Origin of the sequence: Achromobacter sp. HZ34 (genome assembly GCF_002209485.1) — a bacterium.
GTDB lineage: Bacteria > Pseudomonadota > Gammaproteobacteria > Burkholderiales > Burkholderiaceae_B > Bordetella_C.
The window spans coordinates 226,252-247,347 of record NZ_NJIX01000005.1; the positions used below are offsets into that span (position 1 = coordinate 226,252).

Sequence of the window (21,096 nt, forward strand, 5' to 3'; positions counted from 1 at the left end):
TTACTCTTTTTCCGCGGGTTCTTTGTCGGCAGGCTTGGCGCGCGTGGACTTGCGAGCGGTCTTGCGGGCGCCGCTGGCAGCCTTGGTAGCGGCGTTGGTAGCGGGTTTGGCGGCGGATTTAGCGGCGGATTTAGCGGCGGATTTGCCGGCCGCCGCCCTGGCTGCGTCACGTTGCGGCAGCGCGGGGACCACCATGGGTTCCAGCCACGACAGCACATCGACGTAAGCCAGGAAGTGCTGCAGATACCCGGGCGCCAGTTCGCGCATCAGGGCCAGCGAGCGGTGCACGAGGTGACTGGAATTCAGCGGGCCGGCATTGTCCGGCACCTGGAACTGCGACTCCTGCACGCGCATGGAGACACTCACCCGGGACCATAGCTGCTGGAATTCGTCCAGCAAGGGTAGCTCAGGATAGTGCGCGGTCCAGGGCAAGGCGGCCTTATGCTTCGCCGCGTTCTCGGCGAGTTCCTTGCTCAGCGCGGTCAGGGTCGTAGCCGGGGCCGTGGCTGCGCCCGCGGCGGCATCGGAGGAAGCGGCTGGAGCACCGAGAGCACCGGGCGCCCCGGCGGCTGTAGCGCCGGCCGCAGCGCCACCGGCCGATGTAGTGCCGCCATCGCACGCCACGGCGTTGCCTGCTTTTTCGATACGCGCCGCGTAATCCTTGATCAGCCCCGCCATGCGGGCATCCAGCCGTTGCCGCGCCTCGCCTTCCTGCAGCGCCGTCCGCCGCGCCAAGGCTTCCATGAAAATGAAGGTGACCGGATCCAGACGCTCCCACCCCTGTTCACGCCAGGCGGCGAGCTGTACGTCGGGCGTCATCTCTGCGTCACTCATCGGTGCGAGGCAGCCGCGTGCGATTTATGCGTCTTCGTCGCGGGCACATTACGGCCGGACTTATGCTTCGATGCCACCGACGAGCCGCCGGTTTTGCCGGCCGACGCGGCGGCCGCCGTGGCTGCAGCGGTTGCCGCAGTCGCTGCGGTTGCAGGCGTCGTTGCGGGGGCTGTCGCAGTTGCCGGCGTCGTTGTGGGGGCAGCTGCAGGCGCAGACGCCGTCGCAGGCGCCGTCGCAGACGCAGGCGCTGCTGCAGGCGCAGCAGCCGTAGCGGCGGGGGCGGCGGGGGCGGCGGGCGCCACTGCCACTCCAGGTGTTGCCGTAGACGCGGCGGGGCTGGGGGTGGGGCCTGCATCGCCATCCTGGGCAGGCTTGCCATCCGCCGTCTGCCGCGGAATCGGCGCGATCTCCACGCGGCGGTTCTTGGCCCGGCCTTCCTCGTCGTCGTTGGACGCCACGGGCTGCTCCGCGCCGAAAGCCGCGGCAAAGATGACCGTGCGTGGCACGCCCGCCTCGATCAGGGCGCGCGTGACCGTCAACGCCCGTTGCGCCGACAAATCCAGGTTGTCGGCAAAGCGCCGGTTGCCCTCATGAATCTGCTGATTGTCCGTGAAGCCGCTGACCATCAGGATCTCCGCATGATTCTGCAGATAACGCGTCAACGGCAGCACCAGACTCTGCAACACTTCGCGCCCTTCCGGCTGCAACTGATCGGAGTTCAGCGCGAACAGCACATTGCCGCTGATGCCGATGCGGCCATTGACCAGCGTGATGCGCCCCTGCGCCAACGGCACCGCCAGCGCTTCCTCCAAGGTCTCGCGGCGCTGCGTTTCCTCCTGCCGCTGCTTGACCTCTTCCTGCAGCTTGCTGCTCAGGTCCAGCTGCATGCCGATCACCCCCAGCAGCACCAGCACGAACGAGCCCAGCAGCACCGACATCAGGTCGCCGAAAACGGCCCAGGTCGGCGCGGCAGCTTCGACGCCGGCGTCGATGTCGTCGCTCATGCCGCCTCGGTACCGTTATCCGCCCGCGCGACCGCAAGCTGTTGCAGGTCATCGATGATCTGCTTCTGCGACATCAGGCTCAGATCGACCACCTCGCGCGCCTGCGCCACGTAGTAAGCCAACTGTTCGTCGCTGCGCGCCAGCGACTTGTCCAGCGCGGCTTCGATACGTTGCAACTGTTCCACCAAGGCGCCGTTGGCCTGCCCGAACAGCTGCACCGCGGCGCCGAAAGCCTCGCCCATGCTGCCGATCTCGGCGGCACTGCCGGTGACCTGGGCGGCAATGCCGGCCAGCTTGCCCGTCTCTGCTTCGACATGCCCAGCCAGCTTGCCGGTTTCCTGTTCGACGTAGGTCGTGAGCTTGCCCGTCTCCTGTTCCACATGCGCCGTGAGCGCATGGGTCTGGCTTTCCACGTGCGTGGTGAAGCTGACGCCGATCTCCTGCAGCAACTCGGCGGAACGCGTGACCAGGGCGTCGACCGCACCGCTCTGCTCGTTGGCCGCATGGTTGACCGCGTCCAGCAGCGTGGCCACGGTTTCCAGCAGACGGCCGCGTTCTTCCAACATCGCGTTGTCGCGTTCCATGCTGGCCGACAGGTTGTCGCGCAGTTCGGCGATCACGGTGGCCGCGGCGCGCGGCGCTTCGGCGGCGGCCTGCAACAGGCCGGCGATCTCGGCGACGGTGTCGCGCGCCTGGTCTTCGGCCTGCGCGGTCATGTCGCGCGCGGCCTGGGCCAGGGTGTCGCTGATTTCTTCCGCACGAGTCGCGGCACGGCGCTCGACCTTGTCCAGTTGCTCCTGCAGCTCGGTGGTCATGCCGGCCAGCGTTTCGCGCCAGGCTTCCAGGCGTTGCTGCTCCTGCGCCGTGGCTTCGGCGCGGGCTTGCGCCTGGTCCTGCGCCAGGGTCTGCAGCAGCGCTTCAGCGCGTTGGGCGCCGGACTGCTCCTGCTTGTCCAGGGCGCTTTGCCACGTCTGCGTGACGCCGGAGGTCACGCTTTCCAGATGCAGGGCGACATCGCCCAGCAGGCGCTCGGTGCGTTCCTCGAAGGCGGCGGCGTAGCGGTCCAGCGTGGCGCCGAGTACCTGGGCCAGTTGTTCGCTGTCCTGTTTGTGCTGTGCCAGCGCGTCGGTCCACACCTTGGCGACGTCGCCCGTGGTGGTCTGAAAATGCACGGCCAGGCCGGCCAGCTGTTCACGCACCGATTCCGTGACGGTAGCGCGCCAGGTGGCGGTTTCGTTTGCCAGGCCGTCCAGCGTGGCCCGCACGGCGGGCTGGATGGCCTCGCCGGCGATGCGGGCACTGATGCCGATGTTTTCCTGCAGGGTGTGTTGAACCGCGGCGGCCAGGTCTTCGTAGGCCGTGGCGGAGCGCTCGTGCAGGGCCTGCTGGCTGGCGGCAAGGCGTTCGGCCAGGGTCTGCTGATGTTGCTCCAGGCGTTGGTGCAAGCCTTCCTGGTCGGCGCCCAGTCGCTCGGCCAGCACCTGCTGGCCGGTGGTCAGCTGCTGCGACAAGGCTTGCTGGTCCGTGGTCAGCTGTTGCGCCAGCGCTTGCTGGCCGTCGGTGAGTGTGCCGTTCAGTGCGTCGAAGCTGGCCGCCAGCTTGTCGCTCAACGTGCCATAACCGCTTTCCAGCTTGCCAGCCAATGCGGCATGGTTGGAAACCAGCCTCTCTTCCAGCGCCGACTGATTGCCGGTGAGCTTATCGTTCAATTCGGCCTGGCCGGCGATCAAGGCCACACGCAGTGCTTCGTGGCGGCTGCCGAGTTGCGCGTTGAGCGCCTCGTGCCCAGCCGCCAACCTGCCGTGCAGCGCTTCCTGTCCTTGGCCGAGACGCGCATTCAAGCTGTCGAAGCCGTCGCCCAGCTTGCCGCCCAGGTCCGCCAGGCTGGCGCCCGTGCTGCGGCCCAATTCGTCCAGGCGTCCGCCCACGCGTTCCGTCAGGCTGTCCAGACCGCCACCGACCCGTTCGCTGAGCTTGTCGAAATTGCCCCCCAAAGTGGTGGTGAGCGTCGTGACACTGCCGCCCAGATCCGCGCTCAGTGTCGTCAGGCCGGCACCCAGGTCGCTGCTCAGCGTGGTCAAGCTGCCGCCCAGGTCGTTGCTCAACGTCGCCAGGCCTGCGCCCAGCTTGGAGCTCAGGGCCTCGAAATCGCCGGTGATGCGGGTATTGAGCGTTTCCAACCCCCCGCCCAAGCGCGTGGCCAGGGCTTCGTGGCTTGCGCCAAGACGTTGTTGCAGGGCTTCCTGGCCAGAACCCAGCCGTTCATTCAAGGCCTGGCTGTCACCGACCAGCCGTTCATTCAAAGCCTGGTGATCGCCAACCAGCCTGGCCGTCAGCGTTTCATGATTGCCCGTCAATTTGGCGCTCAGCGCCGCGTGATCCGCCGCCAGGCGTTCAGTAAGCGTCCTGCTTTGGGTCTCCACGGCTTGCGCCACCGCTTGCAGGCGGTCGACCAGCGCCGGCATCAATTCGGCCTGGCGCTGCATCAGGCGGAACACTTCCTCGCGCTGATGCTGGCGCGAATGGCCGCCCATATTCAGGGCGATGCGGGTATCCAGTTGCTGCGACACCAGGATGCGGTCGCGCCGCGCCAGCGCCGCCAGCAGCCCCAGCGCCGCCGAGGTCGCCACGCCGGCCACGGACGTGCCGAAGGCAAAACCCAGGCCCTTGATCGGCGCCGCCAACGACGCCCGTATTCCTTGCAAATCGGAAGCCGCTTCCAACGCGCCGCCGGTGCCGCGCAGCGTCGCCACCATACCCAGGAAGGTACCCAGCATGCCCAGCAGCACCAGCAGGCCCACCAGGTAAGGTGCCATCGACGGGCCGGGCAGCGCGACACGCTCGCCTTCGACACGCAGGCGCACCGCGTTGCGCAAGCTGGGATGCAGGCGGTCCAGCCACGCGCCGAAATCGGCCGTCGGGCTGGCCAGGTCGCCGATGCCGCGCGCCAGCGTGGAGGTCGCGCGCTGATAACGCTGCAATTCAAACACGCCGGCCAGGTAGAAGGCGCCGATCAGCAGAGTGACCACCAGCGCCAGCGTATTGGTACCGGCATAGCCCGCGCCAACCCAGGCGACAACGGCCAGACCGGCCAGGAACACAACGAAATTGATCAGGTATTTGGACATAGTGTCCCGTTATCAGGTACGAAAGGCGGAAAGCAGCCCATCGACCGGTTGTAGACGAAGCGCCAGTTCGGCGTGCATGACGGCGCGCAGATCCCGGCGGAAAGCATCCAGCCAGGCGCCGGCGCGCACTGGCGCTGGACGCTGGGCGGCCTCCGCTTCGGCCAGCACGCTCTCTTCTCTTTGGCGCAGGTCACGGTAGCGCGTTTCCAGCAAGCCCGGTACGCCCGCCAGCAGATTGTGCTCGCGTGCGCCCAGCACCCGTTCCATGACGGCATCCAGCACCGCCAGGCGTGCCATGTCGGCCGCGCTGGCGGCGAGCATCGTACGCAGACGGACGCGCAGGCTGCCGATGGCGTTTTCCATGGTCTGCTGCAGCGTCAGATAGCGCTGGCGGTAGATGGAAAAATCCGTCGGCTCTTCCACCTGGACACCCCGTCCCGTCGGCGACGCGCGCCGGCGGGGCGCGAAGACGCCCTCGATGGACTTTTCCAGGTAAGCGCGGACGTCAGCACAGGCGCGCGCTTCTTCGCCATCCTCACCGCGCGCGCTGGCCGGAACCGCGGGCGGGTCGCCATCCAGGGCCGCCGACAGCGCAATCGCGTCGGTCCAGGCCTGCCAGGAACCCAGCCGGTCGGTGGGCGACTGCCCCGGCGGGGTCGCTTCGATATCCGTCAAACGCGCGAGCAGGCGGATGAGCGCCGGGCCGCTGAGACCTGTGCGCCGTGGTTGTTGCACCATAGCACCAGAGCCAAAAAAGGACGCAGTTTACAGTAAAGCCCTTGGGAAACAGGACCCTGTGTACTGCGGATCACCCTGGATGGCTGCGGCCTGGCGTTTATTTGATGATACCAATGGTTACCCTGGAGCAGGAATGACCGGGCGCTAGGCTTACTTGCCGCCAACCACCTGCCACCGATCCTGCGTGCCGGCGTAGATCACCCCGTACTTCTCGATCGCCGCGGGATCGAACTTGAAGCCCAGGCCCGGCTCGCGAGGCAACAACACCTGGCCATCGCGGGCTTGCAGCTGGCGGTCGATCAGGCGGCGGAAGTTGACGATGTGGTCGTCGGGCATCCATTCGACATAGGTGCAATTGGGCGAACTGGCCACCAGGTGCGCGTGTACGTCGTGCCAGGCATGCGGCGCCACGGTGACGCCATGGCTGTCGGCCGTGGCGACGATGCGGCGAAACTCCGTGATGCCGCCGCACACGGTGGCGTCCGTCTGCAACAGGGTCGTCGCGTCGCGCGCCAGCAGGTCCTTGAAACGCCAACGGCCGGCCTCGATTTCGCCGGTCGCCACGGTGATGGGGGTGGCGCGCGCCAGGCGCACATGGTTGTCGATGTCGTCCGGCGAGAACGGCTCTTCGATCCAGAACGGCTGATAAGGCTCGAAGGCGCGCATGTATTCCAGCGCGGTGGGCAGGTCGCGCCAGGCATTGTTGGCGTCCAGCATCAAGCGTACGTCAGCGCCGATGGCCTCGCGTACCGCCGCGATGCGCTTGCGTTCGCCCGCCACGCTTTCCAGTCCGACCTTCATCTTGACGGCGCGGAAGCCGTCCTTGACGTGGCCTGCCATTTCCGCGGCCAGCTTGTCGGGCGTCTTGCCGGGCAGGTAATAGCCGCCGCTGGCGTAGGCGGGCACGCGGTCGTCCACCGTGGCGCCCAGGTATTGATAGAGCGGCAGGCCGGCACTGCGCGCGTTCAAGTCCCACAGCGCTATGTCGATGGCCGACAATGCGCGGACCACGCCCCCGGCGCGCCCTAGCAGCAGGGCTTCCTGGTACATCTCGCGCCACAAGCCTTCCACCCGCAACGATTCCTGCCCGACCAGGCGCGGCGCCAGCAGGTCGGTCACCGCCACCGATAGCAGGCGGCCGGCGCTGTTGACCGCATAGCAGTAGCCCAGGCCCTCGTGCCCATCGGTGCTGCGCACGCGCACCAGGCAGTACTCGCGCGCCGTGACCTGGCGCGTGGAAAAGGTGACTGGCTTGTCCAGCGGAACACGGGCGATGCAGACAGAAACGGATTCAATGGTGGGCATGAGGGAAGGAACTCCGATGTGGCTATGGCAGGCACGATGTGGCCGGTGCCGGCGTACGGCTTAGGAAAAACTCACTCGAACTTGATGTTGGCGTCCTGGATCACCTTGGTCCATTTGGTCTTTTCCGTATCGATCAACTGCTGGAACTGGACCGGCGACTCGTCCAGCGGCGTCAGTCCCAACTCGGTCAGGCGCTGGCGCACCCCGGGTTCCTGCAGCACGCGCGAGATTTCCCTGTGCAGGAAGGCGATGGTCTGCGGCGGCGTGCCGGCCGGCGCGATGATGCCGAACCACACATTGGCCTCGTAGCCCGGCACGCCGGACTCGGCCAGCGTGGGCACATTGGGCAACTGCGGCAGGCGTTGGGCCGACGTCACGCCCAGCGCCTTCAGCTTGTGGTCCTTGATGAAAGGCAGGCTTTGCGTGGGCGTGGCGAAAATCAGGGGAATCAGTCCGCCGATGACGTCGGTCTGCGCCGGCGCACCGCCCTTGTAGGGAATGTGGTTCATGCGGATGCCGGCCATCTGGTCGAGCAGTTCCAGCGAAATGTGCTGGGTCGACCCCTGGCCCGGCGTGCCGAAGTCGATGCCCTTCTGCTGCGTCTTGGCCAGGGCGATGAGGTCGTGCACGTTGTCGGGGCCGAACTTGGGATTGGCCACCAGCACGAACGGTGTGTCGGCGATCAGGGATACCGGCGCGAAGTCCCTCAGCGTATAGCTGAGGTTGGGATACAGCAGCGTATTGGTGACGTGGGACGAAATCACCAGCATCAGCGTGTAGCCATCCGGCGTGGCGCGCTTCAGCTCACCCGTGGCGATGGTGCTGTTGGCGCCCGGCTTGTTCTCCACGATGACCGGCTGCGGCCAGCGCTTGCTCAATTCCGCGGCGACCATGCGGGCGACCGTATCGTTGGATCCGCCCGGTGCCATGCCGACCATCAGGCGTACGGGTTTGTCCGGAAAGTCGGCGGCGGCTGACACCATTGCGGTGCCGGCCAGCAGCACACCAAGACTGAGTCCGGCCAGGACGCGGCCGACCCGCCGGCGGGCGCCGGCTTTGGGGGAATAGGACATGCGGGTCTCCTCGCAGGGTTTTTATGTCGTTGTCCCTGCATCCTAGACCCGGCATCTAAGCCGATAAATGGATAATTTGATTGATTGAATCGAGGAAATCGATGAGTTACCTCAGCGCATCCGCAGCCGGCGCGCCCGCCCCAGGCGCACCGGTAATCGGCAGATCCGCACTCAGCGCATCTGCAGGATGATTACCTCGCTGCTGGCCGGATCCGTCCGCTTGCGCAGATCCTTGACCGCGTCCTGCGTCACCGCCCCCCCCTGGTTGCCCCAGGCCGTACGCACGAAGGTCAGCACCTCGGCGATCTCCTTGTCCGACATCTGGTTGCGGAAAGGCGGCATGCGGTAAGCGTCAGGCATGCCGTTGGCCACGATGCGGCCCGAGCCATTCAAGGTGACGTTGATGCTGGACGCGTTCTCCTTGCTCATGGACGACGCCGCGCCCGCCAGCGGCGGAATCCACGGCGCCTGCCCGCGGCCTTCCGCGCCGTGACAGGCACTGCAACGCGCGGCGAAGGCCTGCGCACCGGGAATCTTCACGCGCTGGTCCAGCGCCAGCGTCTGGTTCGAGGACGTGTCGTATTTCCACGGCGGTCCGTCACGTTGCGGGTCACCAGGCAAGGACTTCAAGTAATGGGCGATGGCCTTCAGATCCTCGTCCGTCATGAACTGGGTCGAGTTGTTGATCACGTCCGTCATCGAGCCGAACACCACGGCGTGCTGGTTGCGCCCGGTCTTCAGGAATTGATAAACATCGGCTTCGCTCCAGCGGCCCAGGCCGGTGTTCGGATCGTTGCGCAAGCTGGGGGCGTACCAGCCATCCAGCAAGGCGCCAGCCATATAGTCCGGGCTGCTTTCGTCGAAGGCCTTCTCGTTGAACGCCACGCCGCGCGCCGTATGGCAGCTGCCGCAATGGCCGGCCGATTGCACCAGGTAAGCGCCCCGGTTCCACAAGGTGTTGTTGCCGTCGGCATCCTGCGCGGGCGTGGCGGCGGATGCAGCGGCGGACCCGGCCTGGGGCGCGGGCTTGGGCCGATACGTCCCGGACGGCGCGAAGGCCAGGTTCCACAAGGCCAGGGGCCAGCGCATGTTCAAGGGCCACTCGATGCCATTGGGCCGGTTTTCCTGCCGCACCGGCTGCACCGAATGCATGAAGTAGGCATACAGCGCGCGCACGTCGTCATCGCCGAGCTTCACGTACGACGGATAAGGCATGGCCGGATACAGCCGGTGCCCGTCGCGCGCCACGCCATGGCGCATCGCGCGGTCGAACTGCGCCAGGCTATAGGCGCCTATCCCCGTGGTCTTGTCGGGCGTGATGTTGGTCGTGTAGATCGAGCCGAGCGGCGTGGCCATCGCCAGGCCGCCGCTGAAAGGCGGCCGGTCCGGCACGCTATGACAGGCCACGCAGTCGCTGGCCCGGGCCACGTACTCGCCGCGCTGGATCAGCTGCGCCGAGGTGGTGTCGAGCCCGGGCTTGTCGGCGGCGCCCCCCGGATCGAAAGGCGACGAGGGCGTGTGGGTCACATAAGCGTAGCCGCCGATGACAACCACGACGACGATCGCCACCAAGGTGGCAAGAAAGCGTCCAAACCGGCTCTTCTTCATTTGCTGTCGCTATCCTGGAGGCGTGGATCAGGCTTTGAACGTGAACTTCGACAAAGGCATGCTGCGTATGCGCTGCCCCGTCAACGTGGACACCGCATTGGCCACCGCCGGCGGAATGGCCGGCAACGGCGGCTCGCCGATGCCGCCCATCTTCTCGCCACTCTCGACGATGCGCACGTGCACGCGCGCCATGCGGCCGGGCGGCAGGATGGGGTACATGTCGTAGTTGCGGGCCAGCGGCTTGCCCTGTTCGTAGACCGCTTGTTCCAGCAACACCTGCGACAGGCCCAGCGCGACCGCGCCGTTGACCTGATGTTCGACGATGGCCGGGTTCACGATGGAGCCGGGATCGATGGCCTCCCAGATATCGTGCACCACCACCTGGCCGTCCTTGTCGATCGACACTTCCGCGATGGCCGCCGCCTGCGTACCGAAAGGCGACGCCATGGCCACGCCACGCGCCCGCCGCGTGCCATCCTCGGCCGTATAGGGGCCGCGTTTCCAGCCGCCGGACAACTCGCCCACGGCCTGCAGCAGCCTGGTGAGGCGCTGATTGCCTTGCAGCAGCTTCATGCGCAGCGCATAGGGATCCTGCCCGCCTTTATCGGCCACCTCGTCCAGGAAGGCTTCGTAGAAGAAGTCGTTCATGGAATTGCCCACCGACCGCCAGTAACCCAGCATCATCGGCGTCTTCACATACAGCTGGGCGATGCGCCGGTTCGGAATGGCATAGGCCTTGCCGGCCAGCCCTTCGACCGCGGCCGGGTCGTGCTTGTCGGCCTTCTTGTTGGCGATGCCTTCCGTCGGGCCTTCCGTGGCGCTCACCGCTTCCAGGGCGACAGGCATGCCGTCGGCGTCCAGCGCGGCGCGAAAACGCACTGCCGCCATGGGCCGGCAGACATCGCGCAGGAATTCTTCCTCGCGACTCCAGATGACCTTGACCGGACGGCCCACCGCCTTCGCCAGTTCTATCGCCTGCGGGAAAGGATTGGCAGTGTTGTAGAGAAAATGGCGGCCGAAGAAACCACCCAGCATGGGCGAATGCACGGTGATCTGCTTGGGGTCCAGTCCGGTGCGCTTGACGATGTCCGCGAGGAACACATCCTGCGCCTGATTGGGCATCCACAGTTCGAGCGAGCCATCCGCATTGAAACGTGCCAGCGTCGACGACGGCTCCAGTTGCGCGTGGCGCAGATACTGGCTGTCGTAGGTGGCGCTGACCACGGTCTTGGCGTCCTGGAAGGCCTTGGCCATATCGCCTTCCGTCTCGGCGTCGACACCCGGGCCGCTCTGGCCCGCCAGGCTGTCGCGAAACGCGGCCGTCGAGAAGTCGGCCGGCATCACGCGCAGCGTTGAATCGGCGGCGGCCTCGCGCCAGTCGACCTGCACGGCTTCGACGGCGCGCTTGGCATCCCACCAGCGCTCCGCCACCACCGCCACCGCGCCGGGCAGGCGGTGCACGGAATGCACGCCGGGCATGGCCTTGACCTGGTCTTCGTTGCGTAGCGCGCCCACCGTCATGCCCAGTCGCGGCGCGTGTTGCACGGCCGCGTGCAGCATGTTGTCGACGCGCATGTCGATGGCGTACATCGCCTTGCCCGTGGACTTGTCGTGCACGTCCAGCCGCTGCACCGGTTTGCCTATCCACCGGAACTGCGCCGGGTCGCGCAGCTTCACGCTGCCGGGATCGGGTACGGGCAGGTCCATGGCGGCGCCCGCCAGCTCGCCATAGGTGAACGAGCGGCCGGACGCCGCGTGCTGGACGCGGCCAGGCTGCGTGGTCAGCTCGCTGGCCGGGATGTCCCAGCGATTGGCGGCGGCTTGCAACAGCATCGCGCGCGCCAGGGCGCCCAGGCGGCGCATGTTCGCGTAGCCGAAGCGCACGGACGAGCTACCGCCGGTGATGCGCCGGCCGCTATCCATGACGACGTAATCGCTGCCCGGTGGCGCGCTTTCCACGACGAAGGTCGCGGGGTCGGCATCCAGTTCTTCACCGACGATCTGCGCCATGGCGGTGTAGATGCCCTGGCCGCCTTCGACGAAGGCACTTTGCAGGCGGATGGTGTTGTCCGGGCGGATTTCCAGGAAGGCGGGGACCTTCGTGGCGCGGGCGGGGGCGGCTGCCGCGGCTTGCGCGCGCGCCGTGCCGACGGGCAGGCCAAAGCCCAGCACGAAGGCGCCCGCGGCGGTGCCGGCGGAAGCCAGCAGGAAGCGGCGGCGCGAGATGTTCGTGGCTTGCGCCGTCGGGAACGCATCGTCCGCGACGGTGGGGTTCGAGAGATTGTCCATTACACGCGCTCCGGGGTGCCCGTCGCGGCCACGTCGTGCACGGCGGCGTTGATGGCGTTGTACGTGCCGCAACGACAGAGGTTGATCATGGCGGCGGCAATCTCTTCGTTGGAAGGATTGGGCACTTGCTTGATCAAGGCCGTCGCGGCCATGACCTGGCCGGACTGGCAGTAACCGCATTGCGGTACCTGATGCTTGATCCAGGCGGCGACGACACGCTTGCCGACGCTATCGTCCTCGATGGCTTCGATGGTGGTGATGTGCTTGCCCGCCATGCCGTCGACGGGCGTCACACAGGAACGCATCGCCACACCATCGACCATCACCGTACAGGCGCCGCATTGCGCCAGTCCACAGCCGTATTTGGTGCCGGTCATGCCCAGCTCATCGCGGATCACCCACAACAAAGGCGTATCGGCGCTGGACTGGACCTGATGCAGCTTGCCGTTGATTTCGAGTTCCATGGGTCTTTCCTCGTGACGAAGAGGCCGGCATGCAGTCGTGGCGGCCGGCATTCCGTATTTGCTGTCTGCGGCGGCCACGGCGGAGATAAAACCAGGGGCCGAGCACCGCCAATCGCGGAAACGTTATCACGCGTAATGCTGAGTTGCTGCGGAAAATTGCGCGCTGCTACATAGCTGTGGGCGGTATGCGGGTGGATTGCTGGAGAAACAGGCAAGGGGAAATGAGGCTGGCGGCCAGCGCCAGGATCGGGCTTCATAGAGAAGGGCTATGCAGCGTTTCGCCGTTCCGATATGTATGTCGAAATACAGCGGAAAAGCGGAACAAACTTAGGCAAATTTTTGTGGCTGATTATTTTGATTTCTTGATGCCACTACCAAGGAGGAATCAGGAACCAGACCGGCAGGGTGCGGGACACACGCCTGCACGCACTCGTGCATCACTGCCTGCACTTTGGGAGTTCCCGTCATGACAACGAATATCTCGCACTGGCCGTCCACCTATCCCTGCACCGAGCCTCATATGCCGGCCCTCCCCGGCGCCGAAAGCCGCTACGAGCGCCTGGGCGGCGCATCGTTGGAGCTCGATGCGCACCTGGACGAATACAAGCCCAAACCGCGCGCGCGGCGGGATGAGGCCCGGGAACTGGCCCAGGGCCGGATCATTTTCTCCCACTACGTCAATAGCGACGAACACGAGCCGCCTGAAGAAATCCAGGAACTGCAACGGCAACGGTTCACTTCGCGGGCCGAGGCCGAGGCCGCCTTGGACAAGCTGGATGGCATCGTGTCCTTCTGGGCGTACCCTCACACGAAAGCCGTCCTGAACAGCGTCGCGGCGTTCGCCGAACACGCGGGCCAGAAAATGCGCAGCATCCGCATCACGGTAACGATGGGAATGAACTTCACGAATATCGAGGGTGTCGCGCCGGACGCGGCCGAGCAGATCGTCCTCGGCCGCTTGAAAGAAGCGACGAAGGACATACGCGGCGATATTCTGGTGGAGACGGGCGTCATTCCGCCAGAGAACACCAGGGCGGTGGTCATCAGATGGGACGCCTTCGACGGGCCGATCAGCACCAACGCCACCAGGGCGGCGATTCTTGCCCGCCACAGTGAACTCTGACCCGGCCCCGCCGTTTTCCAGCAGGTCTCTTACCGCACCAGGCAAGGCCTCTTGTTATCGAACTTCCACCCCGGCACCAGGAACTGCATGGCCGTGGCGTCGTCGCGGGCGCCCAGTGCGTACTGCAAGTACAACTGGTGCGCCTGCTCCACCGCATCCATATCCAGTTCGATACCCAGGCCGCCGCGCGTCGGCAGTTGCACGTAGCCATTCTCGATGCGCAGGGGATTGCGCGTCAGGTGCTGGCCGTCCTGCCAGATCCAGTGCGTGTCGATCGCCGTGACGCGGCCCGGCGCGGCGGCGCCGACATGCGTGAACATGGCCAGCGACACATCGAAGTGATTGTTGGAATGCGAACCCCAGGTCAGCCCGAAAGCCTGGCAGGTCTGCGCCACGCGCACCGATCCCTGCATGGTCCAGAAATGCGGATCCGCCAGGGGAATGTCGACAGACTGCAGCGACAAGGCATGCGCCATCTCGCGCCAATCCGTGGCGACCATATTGGTGGCCGTGGGCAGGCCCGTGGCACGGCGGAATTCCGCCATGACCTCGCGGCCGGAATAAACACCCTCGGCACCGCAAGGATCCTCGGCATAGGCCATCACGCCATGCAGGTCGCGGCACAGGCGCACGGCGTCGCGCAGCAACCAGCCGCCATTGGGATCCAGCGTGATACGCGCCCGCGGGAAGCGTTCGTGCAGCGCGCGGATCGCCTCGACTTCTTCCTCGCCACTCAGCACGCCGCCCTTCAGCTTGAAGTCCTCGAAGCCATAGCGCGCATACGCTGCCTCCGCCAGCTTGACGATGGCCTGCGGCGTCAGCGCTTCTTCATGGCGCAGGCGCAGCCAATCGTCCTGCGCCTTGGGCGCGGTCTGGTAGGGCAGATTGGTCTTGCGCCGATCGCCCACGTAGAACAGGTAGCCCAGCATCTGCACGGACGTACGCTGCACGCCCTCCCCCAGCAGCGCCGCCACCGGCACTTCCAGGAACTGGCCCAACAGGTCCAGCAAGGCCGACTCGGCGGCGGTCACCGCATGGATGGTCACGCGCAGATCGAACGTCTGCTGGCCACGGCCGCCGCTGTCGCGGCCGCCGAACTGGCGCCGCATGTCGTTCAAGACGGCCTGGTAATCGCCCAGCGCGCGGCCGAGCAGCAGCGGCCGTGCGTCCTCCAGCGTGGCGCGAATCTTCTCGCCACCGGGGACTTCACCCACGCCCTGGCGGCCCGAACTGTCGGTCAGGATCAGGAGATTGCGCGTGAAGAAAGGGGCGTGCGCGCCGCTCAGGTTGAGCAGCATGGAATCGTGGCCGGCCACCGGCACGACGCGCACATCGGTAATGACGGGCGCGCGGCCCGGAGGTTCGTGGGGGGAGCAAGAAGACATGATCGGATTCCAACTGCTGTGCCGGCCGCCTGCGCGGCCGACGTTCAGAAAGGAGCAACTGCCGGTTGCGGTCTGGGGGCCACGGTGTCCGGCTTGCTGCAAAACGTTTTACTGCACGGATGCCTGCTGCAAAAGGCATTTACTGCAAAGTAGTCAACCACACAGCGGTTGACGACGATCCGCTTACTGCAAAGTGATGTGTCCTGTCTCGATCACCTGCTTCCAGCGCGCGCTTTCCTTGGCCTGGAATTGGGCGAAATCATCCGGCGAGCTGGCGACCACTTCCAGGCCGACATCGGTGAAAGGCTTGCTCACGGCGGGGTCCTTGACCGCATCGATCAAGGCATTGCTGATCTGCTTCTTCAAATCGGCCGGCAAACCCTTGGGCGCGACGATGGCCTGCCATGCGTAGACTTCCAGGCCAGGCATCTTCAGCTCATCGAAGGTCGGTACGTCGGGCAGCACCGCCGCGCGCTTGTTACCCGTGATGGCGATGGCCTTCAACTTGCCGGCCTTGATATGCGCCAGTACCGCGTTGAGGTTCTGGAAGGACATGTCGACCTGGCCGCCCAGCAGATCCGAGATGGCCGGCGCGCCGCCCTTGTAAGGCACGTGCAGGCCCTTGGTGCCGGTCTTCTGCCAGAACAGTTCAGCGGTCAGGTGGTCCGAGGAACCGGCGCCCGACGTGGCGAAGCTGATCTCGCCCGGCTTGGCCTTGAGCAGGGCCAGTACGTCCTGGATCGAATTGATCCTGGGCGCCAGCTTGGGGCTGACGACCAGCACATTGGGCGTCTGCACGGCCACGCTCAGGTAGGTGAAGTCCTTGTCCGGGTTGTATGGAATGGCGGGCATCAAATGCTGGGCCACCACCAGCGGCGCCAGCGAGGACACCATCAACGTGTAGCCGTCCGGAGCCGAACGCGCCACGAAGGACGCACCGATGGTGCCGGTGGCGCCAGCCTTGTTCTCGATGACGAAGGACTGCTTGAACTTGTCGCCCAGCTTGTTGAACACGGCCCGTGCCACGGCGTCGGTGGCGCCGCCCGGCGGAAACGGAACGATGACGTTGACGGTCTTCTCAGGCCAGGCCGCGTGGGCGGCCGTGGATAGGGCGGCCGCGGCGCACAGGCCGAGCGCGAGCATGCATTTCAATGCCTTGGACTTCATGGGTGTTGTCTCCTGATGAATCTTTTAATTGGTGCCGCCGGGAAGACCGCGCCATGCGCCGGCTTACGAGCGCCCGGCGCCCCACCTGCTGCCATGGCCAGGCGCTTGCGCGCAGGGCACGTCGCGGTGGGACCGCTGGCATCCTGCCGCGGATGCCGGGCCTTCCACTAGAACGGTGTTTGCCACGATGTTAACGTTAACATGCGGGACTTGGCGTAGTATTGACCGTCTTTTTCCAAAAATACACCAGGGAATACCCTTAAATGAGCGTCCGCGTCGATCGATCCGCCCCTGCCGTCCGACTATCGGACAAGGGCGGCGTCACCCTGCGGGAGGTGGCCCGCGCCGCCGATGTGTCGATGATCACGGTCTCGCGCGCCATCAATAATCCGCAGCAGGTTTCCCCGCTCACGCTGGAGAAAGTGAATGCGGCCATCCAGGCCTTGGGCTATGTGCCCAACCTCATGGCCGGTGGCCTGCGTTCGGCGCGCAGCTATCTTGTGATGGCCCTGGTGCCCACCATCACCGGCTCCCTGTTCGGCGGCATGCTGCAGGCACTGACCGAATCGCTGGAGGCCAAGGGTTATCAACTGATGGTGGGCCAGATCGGTTACGGACAGGCGCACGGGCAGTCGCGCGAGGACGCGCTGTTGCGCGCCATCATCGGACGCCGCCCCGATGGCATCGTCCTCACCGGCATCATGCATTCGGCGCAGGGTCGCCAGTTGTTGAAGTCGTCCGGCATCCCCGTCGTGGAAACCTGGGACAGCACGCCTACCCCCATCGACATGCTGCTCAGCCTGTCGCATGACGCCATCGGCCGCGCGGTCTGCGACTACTTGCACGACGCTGGCAAGACCCGCTGTGCCATCCTCGGCGGCGACGATGAACGCGCCCAGCGCCGTGCCGAAGGCTACCGCAGCCGCGCGCGCGAGCTGGGCTTGCCGGCGCCCTTGGTGCATCTGGTGCCCGCGCCGACCACCCATGCCGACGGCCGCGCCGGGCTGGGCGCGATCCTGGCCCGGGACGCGTCGATACAAGCCGTGTTCTGCACGTCGGACATGATGGCCATCGGCGTCATCACGGAAGCGCTTGCGCGCGGCTTGTCCGTGCCCGATCGCCTGGCCGTCATGGGATTCGGCGACATGGGCATCGCCGCCTCGATGACACCCAGCCTGACCACGGTGCGCGTGGACGGCGCCGCCATCGGCGCCACGGCGGCCGAGATGATCGCCGCGCGCGCCACCGGCCAGGCCCCCGCGCAAGCGGTCGTGGACATAGGCTTTACCATCGTGCAACGGGACAGCGCCTGACCGGCGGCGCGGCATGGCATGGCATCGTCAGGCGACGCCCGTGGCGAATCAGAACGATCGAATGAACGATCGAATAAAAGATCGAATGAACAACCGAGGAGACCAGTATGAAGGCGGCGTATTACGAAACCCGAGGGCCGGCACGGACGGTCCTGCGCGTGGGCGACATTCCAGCGGATGAACCCGGTCCCGGCATGCTGCGCGTACGCATTGCGTCGTCGGGCATCAATCCGTCGGACGTGAAGACGCGCAGCGGCAACAGCCCCAGGCCGCAGCCCTGGCCGCGCGTCGTTCCCCATCATGACGGCGCCGGCACGGTCGAGGCCGTTGGTAGCGGCGTGGACCCGCAGCGGATCGGCCAGCGCGTGTGGCTGTACGAATGCCAGATCGATCGTGCCGGTGGCACCGCGGCGGAGTATGTCACGGTGCCTGAGGGCCTGGCCGTGCCCTTGCCGGACAACGTGTCCTTCGACATCGGCGCGGCGTTGGGCGTGCCGGCCTTGACCGCATGGTTCTGCGCCGACCGCGCCGGCGCGGCACCCGGCCGCAACGTTCTCGTGCATGGCGCCGTCGGCGCCGTGGGTTTCTATGCGGCGCAGATGGCGCGGCTGCGCGGGGCCCGCGTGCTGGGAACGGTGTCCAACGAGAGCCAGGCGGCCGTGGCCCAGGCCGCCGGCATCGCCACCGTACTACGCGGCGACGATCTGCCCCTTCGCGCGCGCGCGTGGCTGCAGGCCCAGGGGCCGGCCGAGGATGGCAAGCACGGCGGTGTCGCACAGCCAGACGGTCAGGCGGCCAAGGACGCGGCGGGCAACGGGGCAAGCCATGACGGCTTCGACGGCATCATCGATCTGGACTTCGCGGCCAACCTCGCCGCCAATGTGGAACTGGCGGCAGTCAACGGCCGTCTGGCGGTCTACGCGTCCGACACCAACCTGGAGCCCGCCGTACCCGTGCGGGCGCTGATGCGCCGCAATTTGCAGGTGGCCTTCCTGTTGCTCTATACCCTGCCGCTGGCCGAAAAGCACCGCGCCATCGCGGACCTGAGCGGCTGGTTGGCCATGGATGCCTTGAAGCATCCCTCGATCCATGCCTATCCCCTGGACGACATCGCCTCCGCGCACGAAGCGGTGGAAACGCGGCGGCACGTGGGCAAGGTGGTGGTCCGTCCTTGACCTGGTTTCAACGGATTTCATGATTTCCCATCCCGAAATCGATTGAAATAAACGCGTCGCGGCGAGGGCTTCCTGTGCGGTGCATTGCGCAGATAATGCAATCGCACTGTACGCATCCAGTCACGGATGCCAGTTCAAGGAAGGAGCACCGAATATGAAAACCATCGCCAAGATCGCCACATCCACGGGTATCGCGTTGATCGTCAGCCTGGGGGCCATGACGGTGCCAGCCGCCGCGCATGCTGACGTCAGCATAAGTATCGGTGTCGCGCCTCCGCCTCCGCGCGTGGAAGTGGTTCCCGCACCGCGCCCCGGTTATATCTGGGCGCCGGGCCATTGGGAATGGCGCCACAACCATCATGTGTGGATCGCGGGCAGCTGGCTGCGGGCGCGTCCTGGCTATGCCTACCATGCGCCGGAATGGCACCAGGCCAACGGCCGCTGGGTCTATGCCGCGCCGCGCTGGGATCGCGACGGCGACGGCGTGCCCAATCGCCACGACCGCCGTCCCAACGATCCCTATCGCCGTTAAGCCAGGGGGCGCCGTGCCGCCGCCGGCCAAAGCCGGCATATAGCAAAAAGCCCCGCCATATGGCGGGGCTTTTACTTTCGGGCAGACTTAACCGAAGGTGAACGCGTAGGCCGATACGCCCGGGTCCAGGAATTCGATGGCGAAGGTGTGATCGCCCACCGCACCCGGCTGGCGCAGCAGCTGGTAGAGCCGCTGCTCGGTCACCGTGCCGCTGCCATCGGCGGCGACGTCGGCACCGTGCGCAGCGCCAGGTTCCTTGCCGTCCACCGTCACGCGGAAGCGTACGGGCTTGTGGTCCGGTCCCGGTCCCAGCACCAGGTGGAGGTCGCGGGCATGGAAGCGGTAGACGATGCGGCCACCGGACTGCTCCAGGCGCGCCTGTTCATCTTCCACGATCCAGGTGCCGCCCAGGCCCCACTGATTCAGCCGCGGATGGTCCGGCGCGGTGTACGCCGCCGGATCGTCGTGCGTCACGCGGCCCGAGGCGAAGCGCTCCGCACGTGCATAGCCGACATACGTTTCCGGCGATCCCACTTCCGCCATGTCGGGCGCCAACTGCGCACCCTGGCCCTGCACATCGGCCACCTGGGTCGAAACGTCGCGCGCGCCAGCTTCACGCAGCAGCTGCTGGATGACGCGTTCGGACTGGTCGTATTCGCCTTCGCCGAAATGGTGATGGCGGATGCGGCCTTGCGCGTCGATGAAGTAATGGGCGGGCCAGTACTGGTTGTTGAAGGCGCGCCAGATCGCATAGTTGTTGTCGATGGCGATGGGATAGTCCAGGCCCAGCTTGGCGGCGGCGCGCTTGACGTTGTCGGCATCGCGCTCGAAGGCGAATTCGGGGGCATGCACGCCGATGACCACCAGGCCCTGGTCACGGTATTTTTCGGCCCAGGCTTTGACATAAGGCAGGGCGCGCAGGCAGTTGATGCAGGAGTAGGTCCAGAAGTCGACCAGCACCACCTTGCCGCGCAATTGCGCCATGGTAAGCGGCTGCGAATTGAGCCATTGCACCGCGCCGTCCAGGGCGGGAGCCGGGCCTTCGTCTGGCAGGGAGAGCGATTGCGGAGCCTTGGCTTGCATGGCGCCGCCGGTCATGGCGCCAGTCATCGCGCCACCGTTCATGGCACCACCGTTCATGGCGCCACCGTTCATCGCGCCGCCTGACGCAGCGGCATCACCGCTGGGCGCCGCGCCCGGCACCTTGTCGCCCGCCAGGCGGGTCACCAGGGACTGCTCCAGGCTGCCCGTCGATGCCGTCGACACCTGGGCCAGCACGCCCGTGTCCCAGCCCATCGCAATCGCGGCCACGCCCGCCAGCATCAACACGCCCAGGCCACGGCGCACCCACTCACCGGCGCCCAGCGAGCGCTTCATCGCGCTGAAGACACGGCCGCCCGCCAGCAGGGCCAGGCCCAGGGACGTCGCTGCGCCAGCCGCATAGGCCAGCAGCAACACCGTACTGCCCACGTTAGCCCCTTGCAGCGCGGCGCCCGTCAGCACCAGGCCCAGGATCGGGCCCGCGCAAGGCGCCCACAGCAAACCGGTGGCCACGCCCAGCAGCAATGCCGCCCAGGGTCGTCCCTGCCCGTCCTGGGCCGTCTGCGACAGGCGGTTGCCCACCGAAACCAGGGGCTGGGTCAGCCGTTCCGACACATGGGGGAGGAGCAGCGCCAGGGCAAAGCAGGCCATCAGGGCCAGGGCCAGCCAGCGGCCGTACTGGTTGGCCGTCACCACCCACCCGCCGCCGACCGCGGCCAGCGTAGCCACCACCGCGAAGGTCAGCGCCATGCCGATCAGCAGCGGCAGGCCGCTGCGGCGGAAAGGCTGGCTGGCGCTGGAGAAAACGAAGGGGAGGACCGGCAGGATGCAGGGGCTGACGATGGTCAGCGCGCCTCCCAGGTAGGCGAGGAGAATGAGCAGGAACATGGCCGTAACTCCGTGGACATTATCTTATT

15 protein-coding genes and 1 pseudogene are annotated in these 21,096 nt (G+C 66.3%); 4 read left to right on the forward strand and 12 right to left on the reverse strand.

The window, feature by feature from the left end:
- The 9 genes and pseudogenes from CEY05_RS20710 to CEY05_RS20750 form a co-directional block, all read right to left on the reverse strand.
- A complete protein-coding gene (locus tag CEY05_RS20710) occupies window positions 1-819 on the reverse strand; it encodes a DUF2894 domain-containing protein (RefSeq protein WP_369825971.1) in 819 nt (272 codons plus the stop codon).
- A gap of 380 nt (window positions 820-1,199) precedes the next feature.
- Window positions 1,200-1,838 (reverse strand): annotated as a pseudogene (locus CEY05_RS31780) (OmpA family protein); the annotation flags it as partial.
- Entirely contained in the window at window positions 1,835-4,966 is a 3,132-nt protein-coding gene (locus CEY05_RS20720) for a DUF802 domain-containing protein (RefSeq protein WP_088597438.1), read from the reverse strand. The gene CEY05_RS20720 and the pseudogene CEY05_RS31780, both read right to left, overlap by 4 nt.
- Window positions 4,967-4,978: 12 nt before the next feature.
- A complete protein-coding gene (locus tag CEY05_RS20725) occupies window positions 4,979-5,704 on the reverse strand; it encodes a DUF3348 domain-containing protein (protein WP_088597437.1) in 726 nt (241 codons plus the stop codon).
- Between the two features lie 150 nt (window positions 5,705-5,854).
- A complete protein-coding gene (locus CEY05_RS20730; RefSeq protein WP_088597436.1) occupies window positions 5,855-7,009 on the reverse strand; it encodes a mandelate racemase/muconate lactonizing enzyme family protein in 1,155 nt (384 codons plus the stop codon).
- A gap of 71 nt (window positions 7,010-7,080) precedes the next feature.
- Window positions 7,081-8,082, reverse strand: a complete 1,002-nt coding sequence (locus tag CEY05_RS20735; protein ID WP_088597435.1) for a tripartite tricarboxylate transporter substrate binding protein — start codon at window positions 8,080-8,082, stop codon at window positions 7,081-7,083.
- A 171-nt stretch (window positions 8,083-8,253) separates the two neighbouring features.
- Window positions 8,254-9,690, reverse strand: a complete 1,437-nt coding sequence (locus CEY05_RS20740) for a cytochrome c (protein ID WP_088597434.1) — start codon at window positions 9,688-9,690, stop codon at window positions 8,254-8,256.
- Between the two features lie 27 nt (window positions 9,691-9,717).
- Window positions 9,718-11,979, reverse strand: a complete 2,262-nt coding sequence (locus CEY05_RS20745) for a xanthine dehydrogenase family protein molybdopterin-binding subunit (protein ID WP_088597433.1) — start codon at window positions 11,977-11,979, stop codon at window positions 9,718-9,720.
- A complete protein-coding gene (locus CEY05_RS20750; RefSeq protein ID WP_088597432.1) occupies window positions 11,979-12,443 on the reverse strand; it encodes a (2Fe-2S)-binding protein in 465 nt (154 codons plus the stop codon). The genes CEY05_RS20745 and CEY05_RS20750 overlap by 1 nt, the downstream gene beginning before the upstream one ends.
- Window positions 12,444-12,909: 466 nt before the next feature.
- On the opposite strand from CEY05_RS20750, the gene CEY05_RS20755 reads away from it, so the two are divergent.
- Complete coding sequence (locus CEY05_RS20755; protein WP_088597431.1) at window positions 12,910-13,566, forward strand: hypothetical protein; 657 nt, start codon at window positions 12,910-12,912, stop codon at window positions 13,564-13,566.
- 29 nt (window positions 13,567-13,595) lie between these two features.
- Here the strand turns inward: CEY05_RS20755 and gudD are convergent, their stop codons facing one another.
- Together gudD and CEY05_RS20765 are read right to left on the reverse strand one after the other, a co-directional pair.
- The gene (gene gudD / locus CEY05_RS20760) at window positions 13,596-14,951 is read right to left on the reverse strand and encodes a glucarate dehydratase (RefSeq protein ID WP_088597430.1); all 1,356 of its coding nucleotides are present in this window, start codon (window positions 14,949-14,951) and stop codon (window positions 13,596-13,598) included.
- A gap of 183 nt (window positions 14,952-15,134) precedes the next feature.
- Window positions 15,135-16,118, reverse strand: coding sequence for a tripartite tricarboxylate transporter substrate binding protein (locus CEY05_RS20765; RefSeq protein ID WP_088597429.1), 984 nt, complete (start codon window positions 16,116-16,118; stop codon window positions 15,135-15,137).
- 263 nt (window positions 16,119-16,381) lie between these two features.
- On the opposite strand from CEY05_RS20765, the gene CEY05_RS20770 reads away from it, so the two are divergent.
- From CEY05_RS20770 to CEY05_RS20780, 3 genes are all read left to right on the forward strand, one after another.
- The gene (locus tag CEY05_RS20770) at window positions 16,382-17,431 is read left to right on the forward strand and encodes a LacI family DNA-binding transcriptional regulator (protein WP_088597428.1); all 1,050 of its coding nucleotides are present in this window, start codon (window positions 16,382-16,384) and stop codon (window positions 17,429-17,431) included.
- A 107-nt stretch (window positions 17,432-17,538) separates the two neighbouring features.
- Entirely contained in the window at window positions 17,539-18,606 is a 1,068-nt protein-coding gene (locus CEY05_RS20775) for an NADPH:quinone reductase (protein WP_088597427.1), read from the forward strand.
- A 154-nt stretch (window positions 18,607-18,760) separates the two neighbouring features.
- Complete coding sequence (locus CEY05_RS20780) at window positions 18,761-19,138, forward strand: YXWGXW repeat-containing protein (RefSeq protein WP_088597426.1); 378 nt, start codon at window positions 18,761-18,763, stop codon at window positions 19,136-19,138.
- 87 nt (window positions 19,139-19,225) lie between these two features.
- On the opposite strand, the gene CEY05_RS20785 is transcribed toward CEY05_RS20780, so the two are convergent.
- Window positions 19,226-21,067, reverse strand: a complete 1,842-nt coding sequence (locus CEY05_RS20785) for a redoxin family protein (RefSeq protein WP_088597425.1) — start codon at window positions 21,065-21,067, stop codon at window positions 19,226-19,228.
- Window positions 21,068-21,096 lie beyond the last annotated feature (29 nt).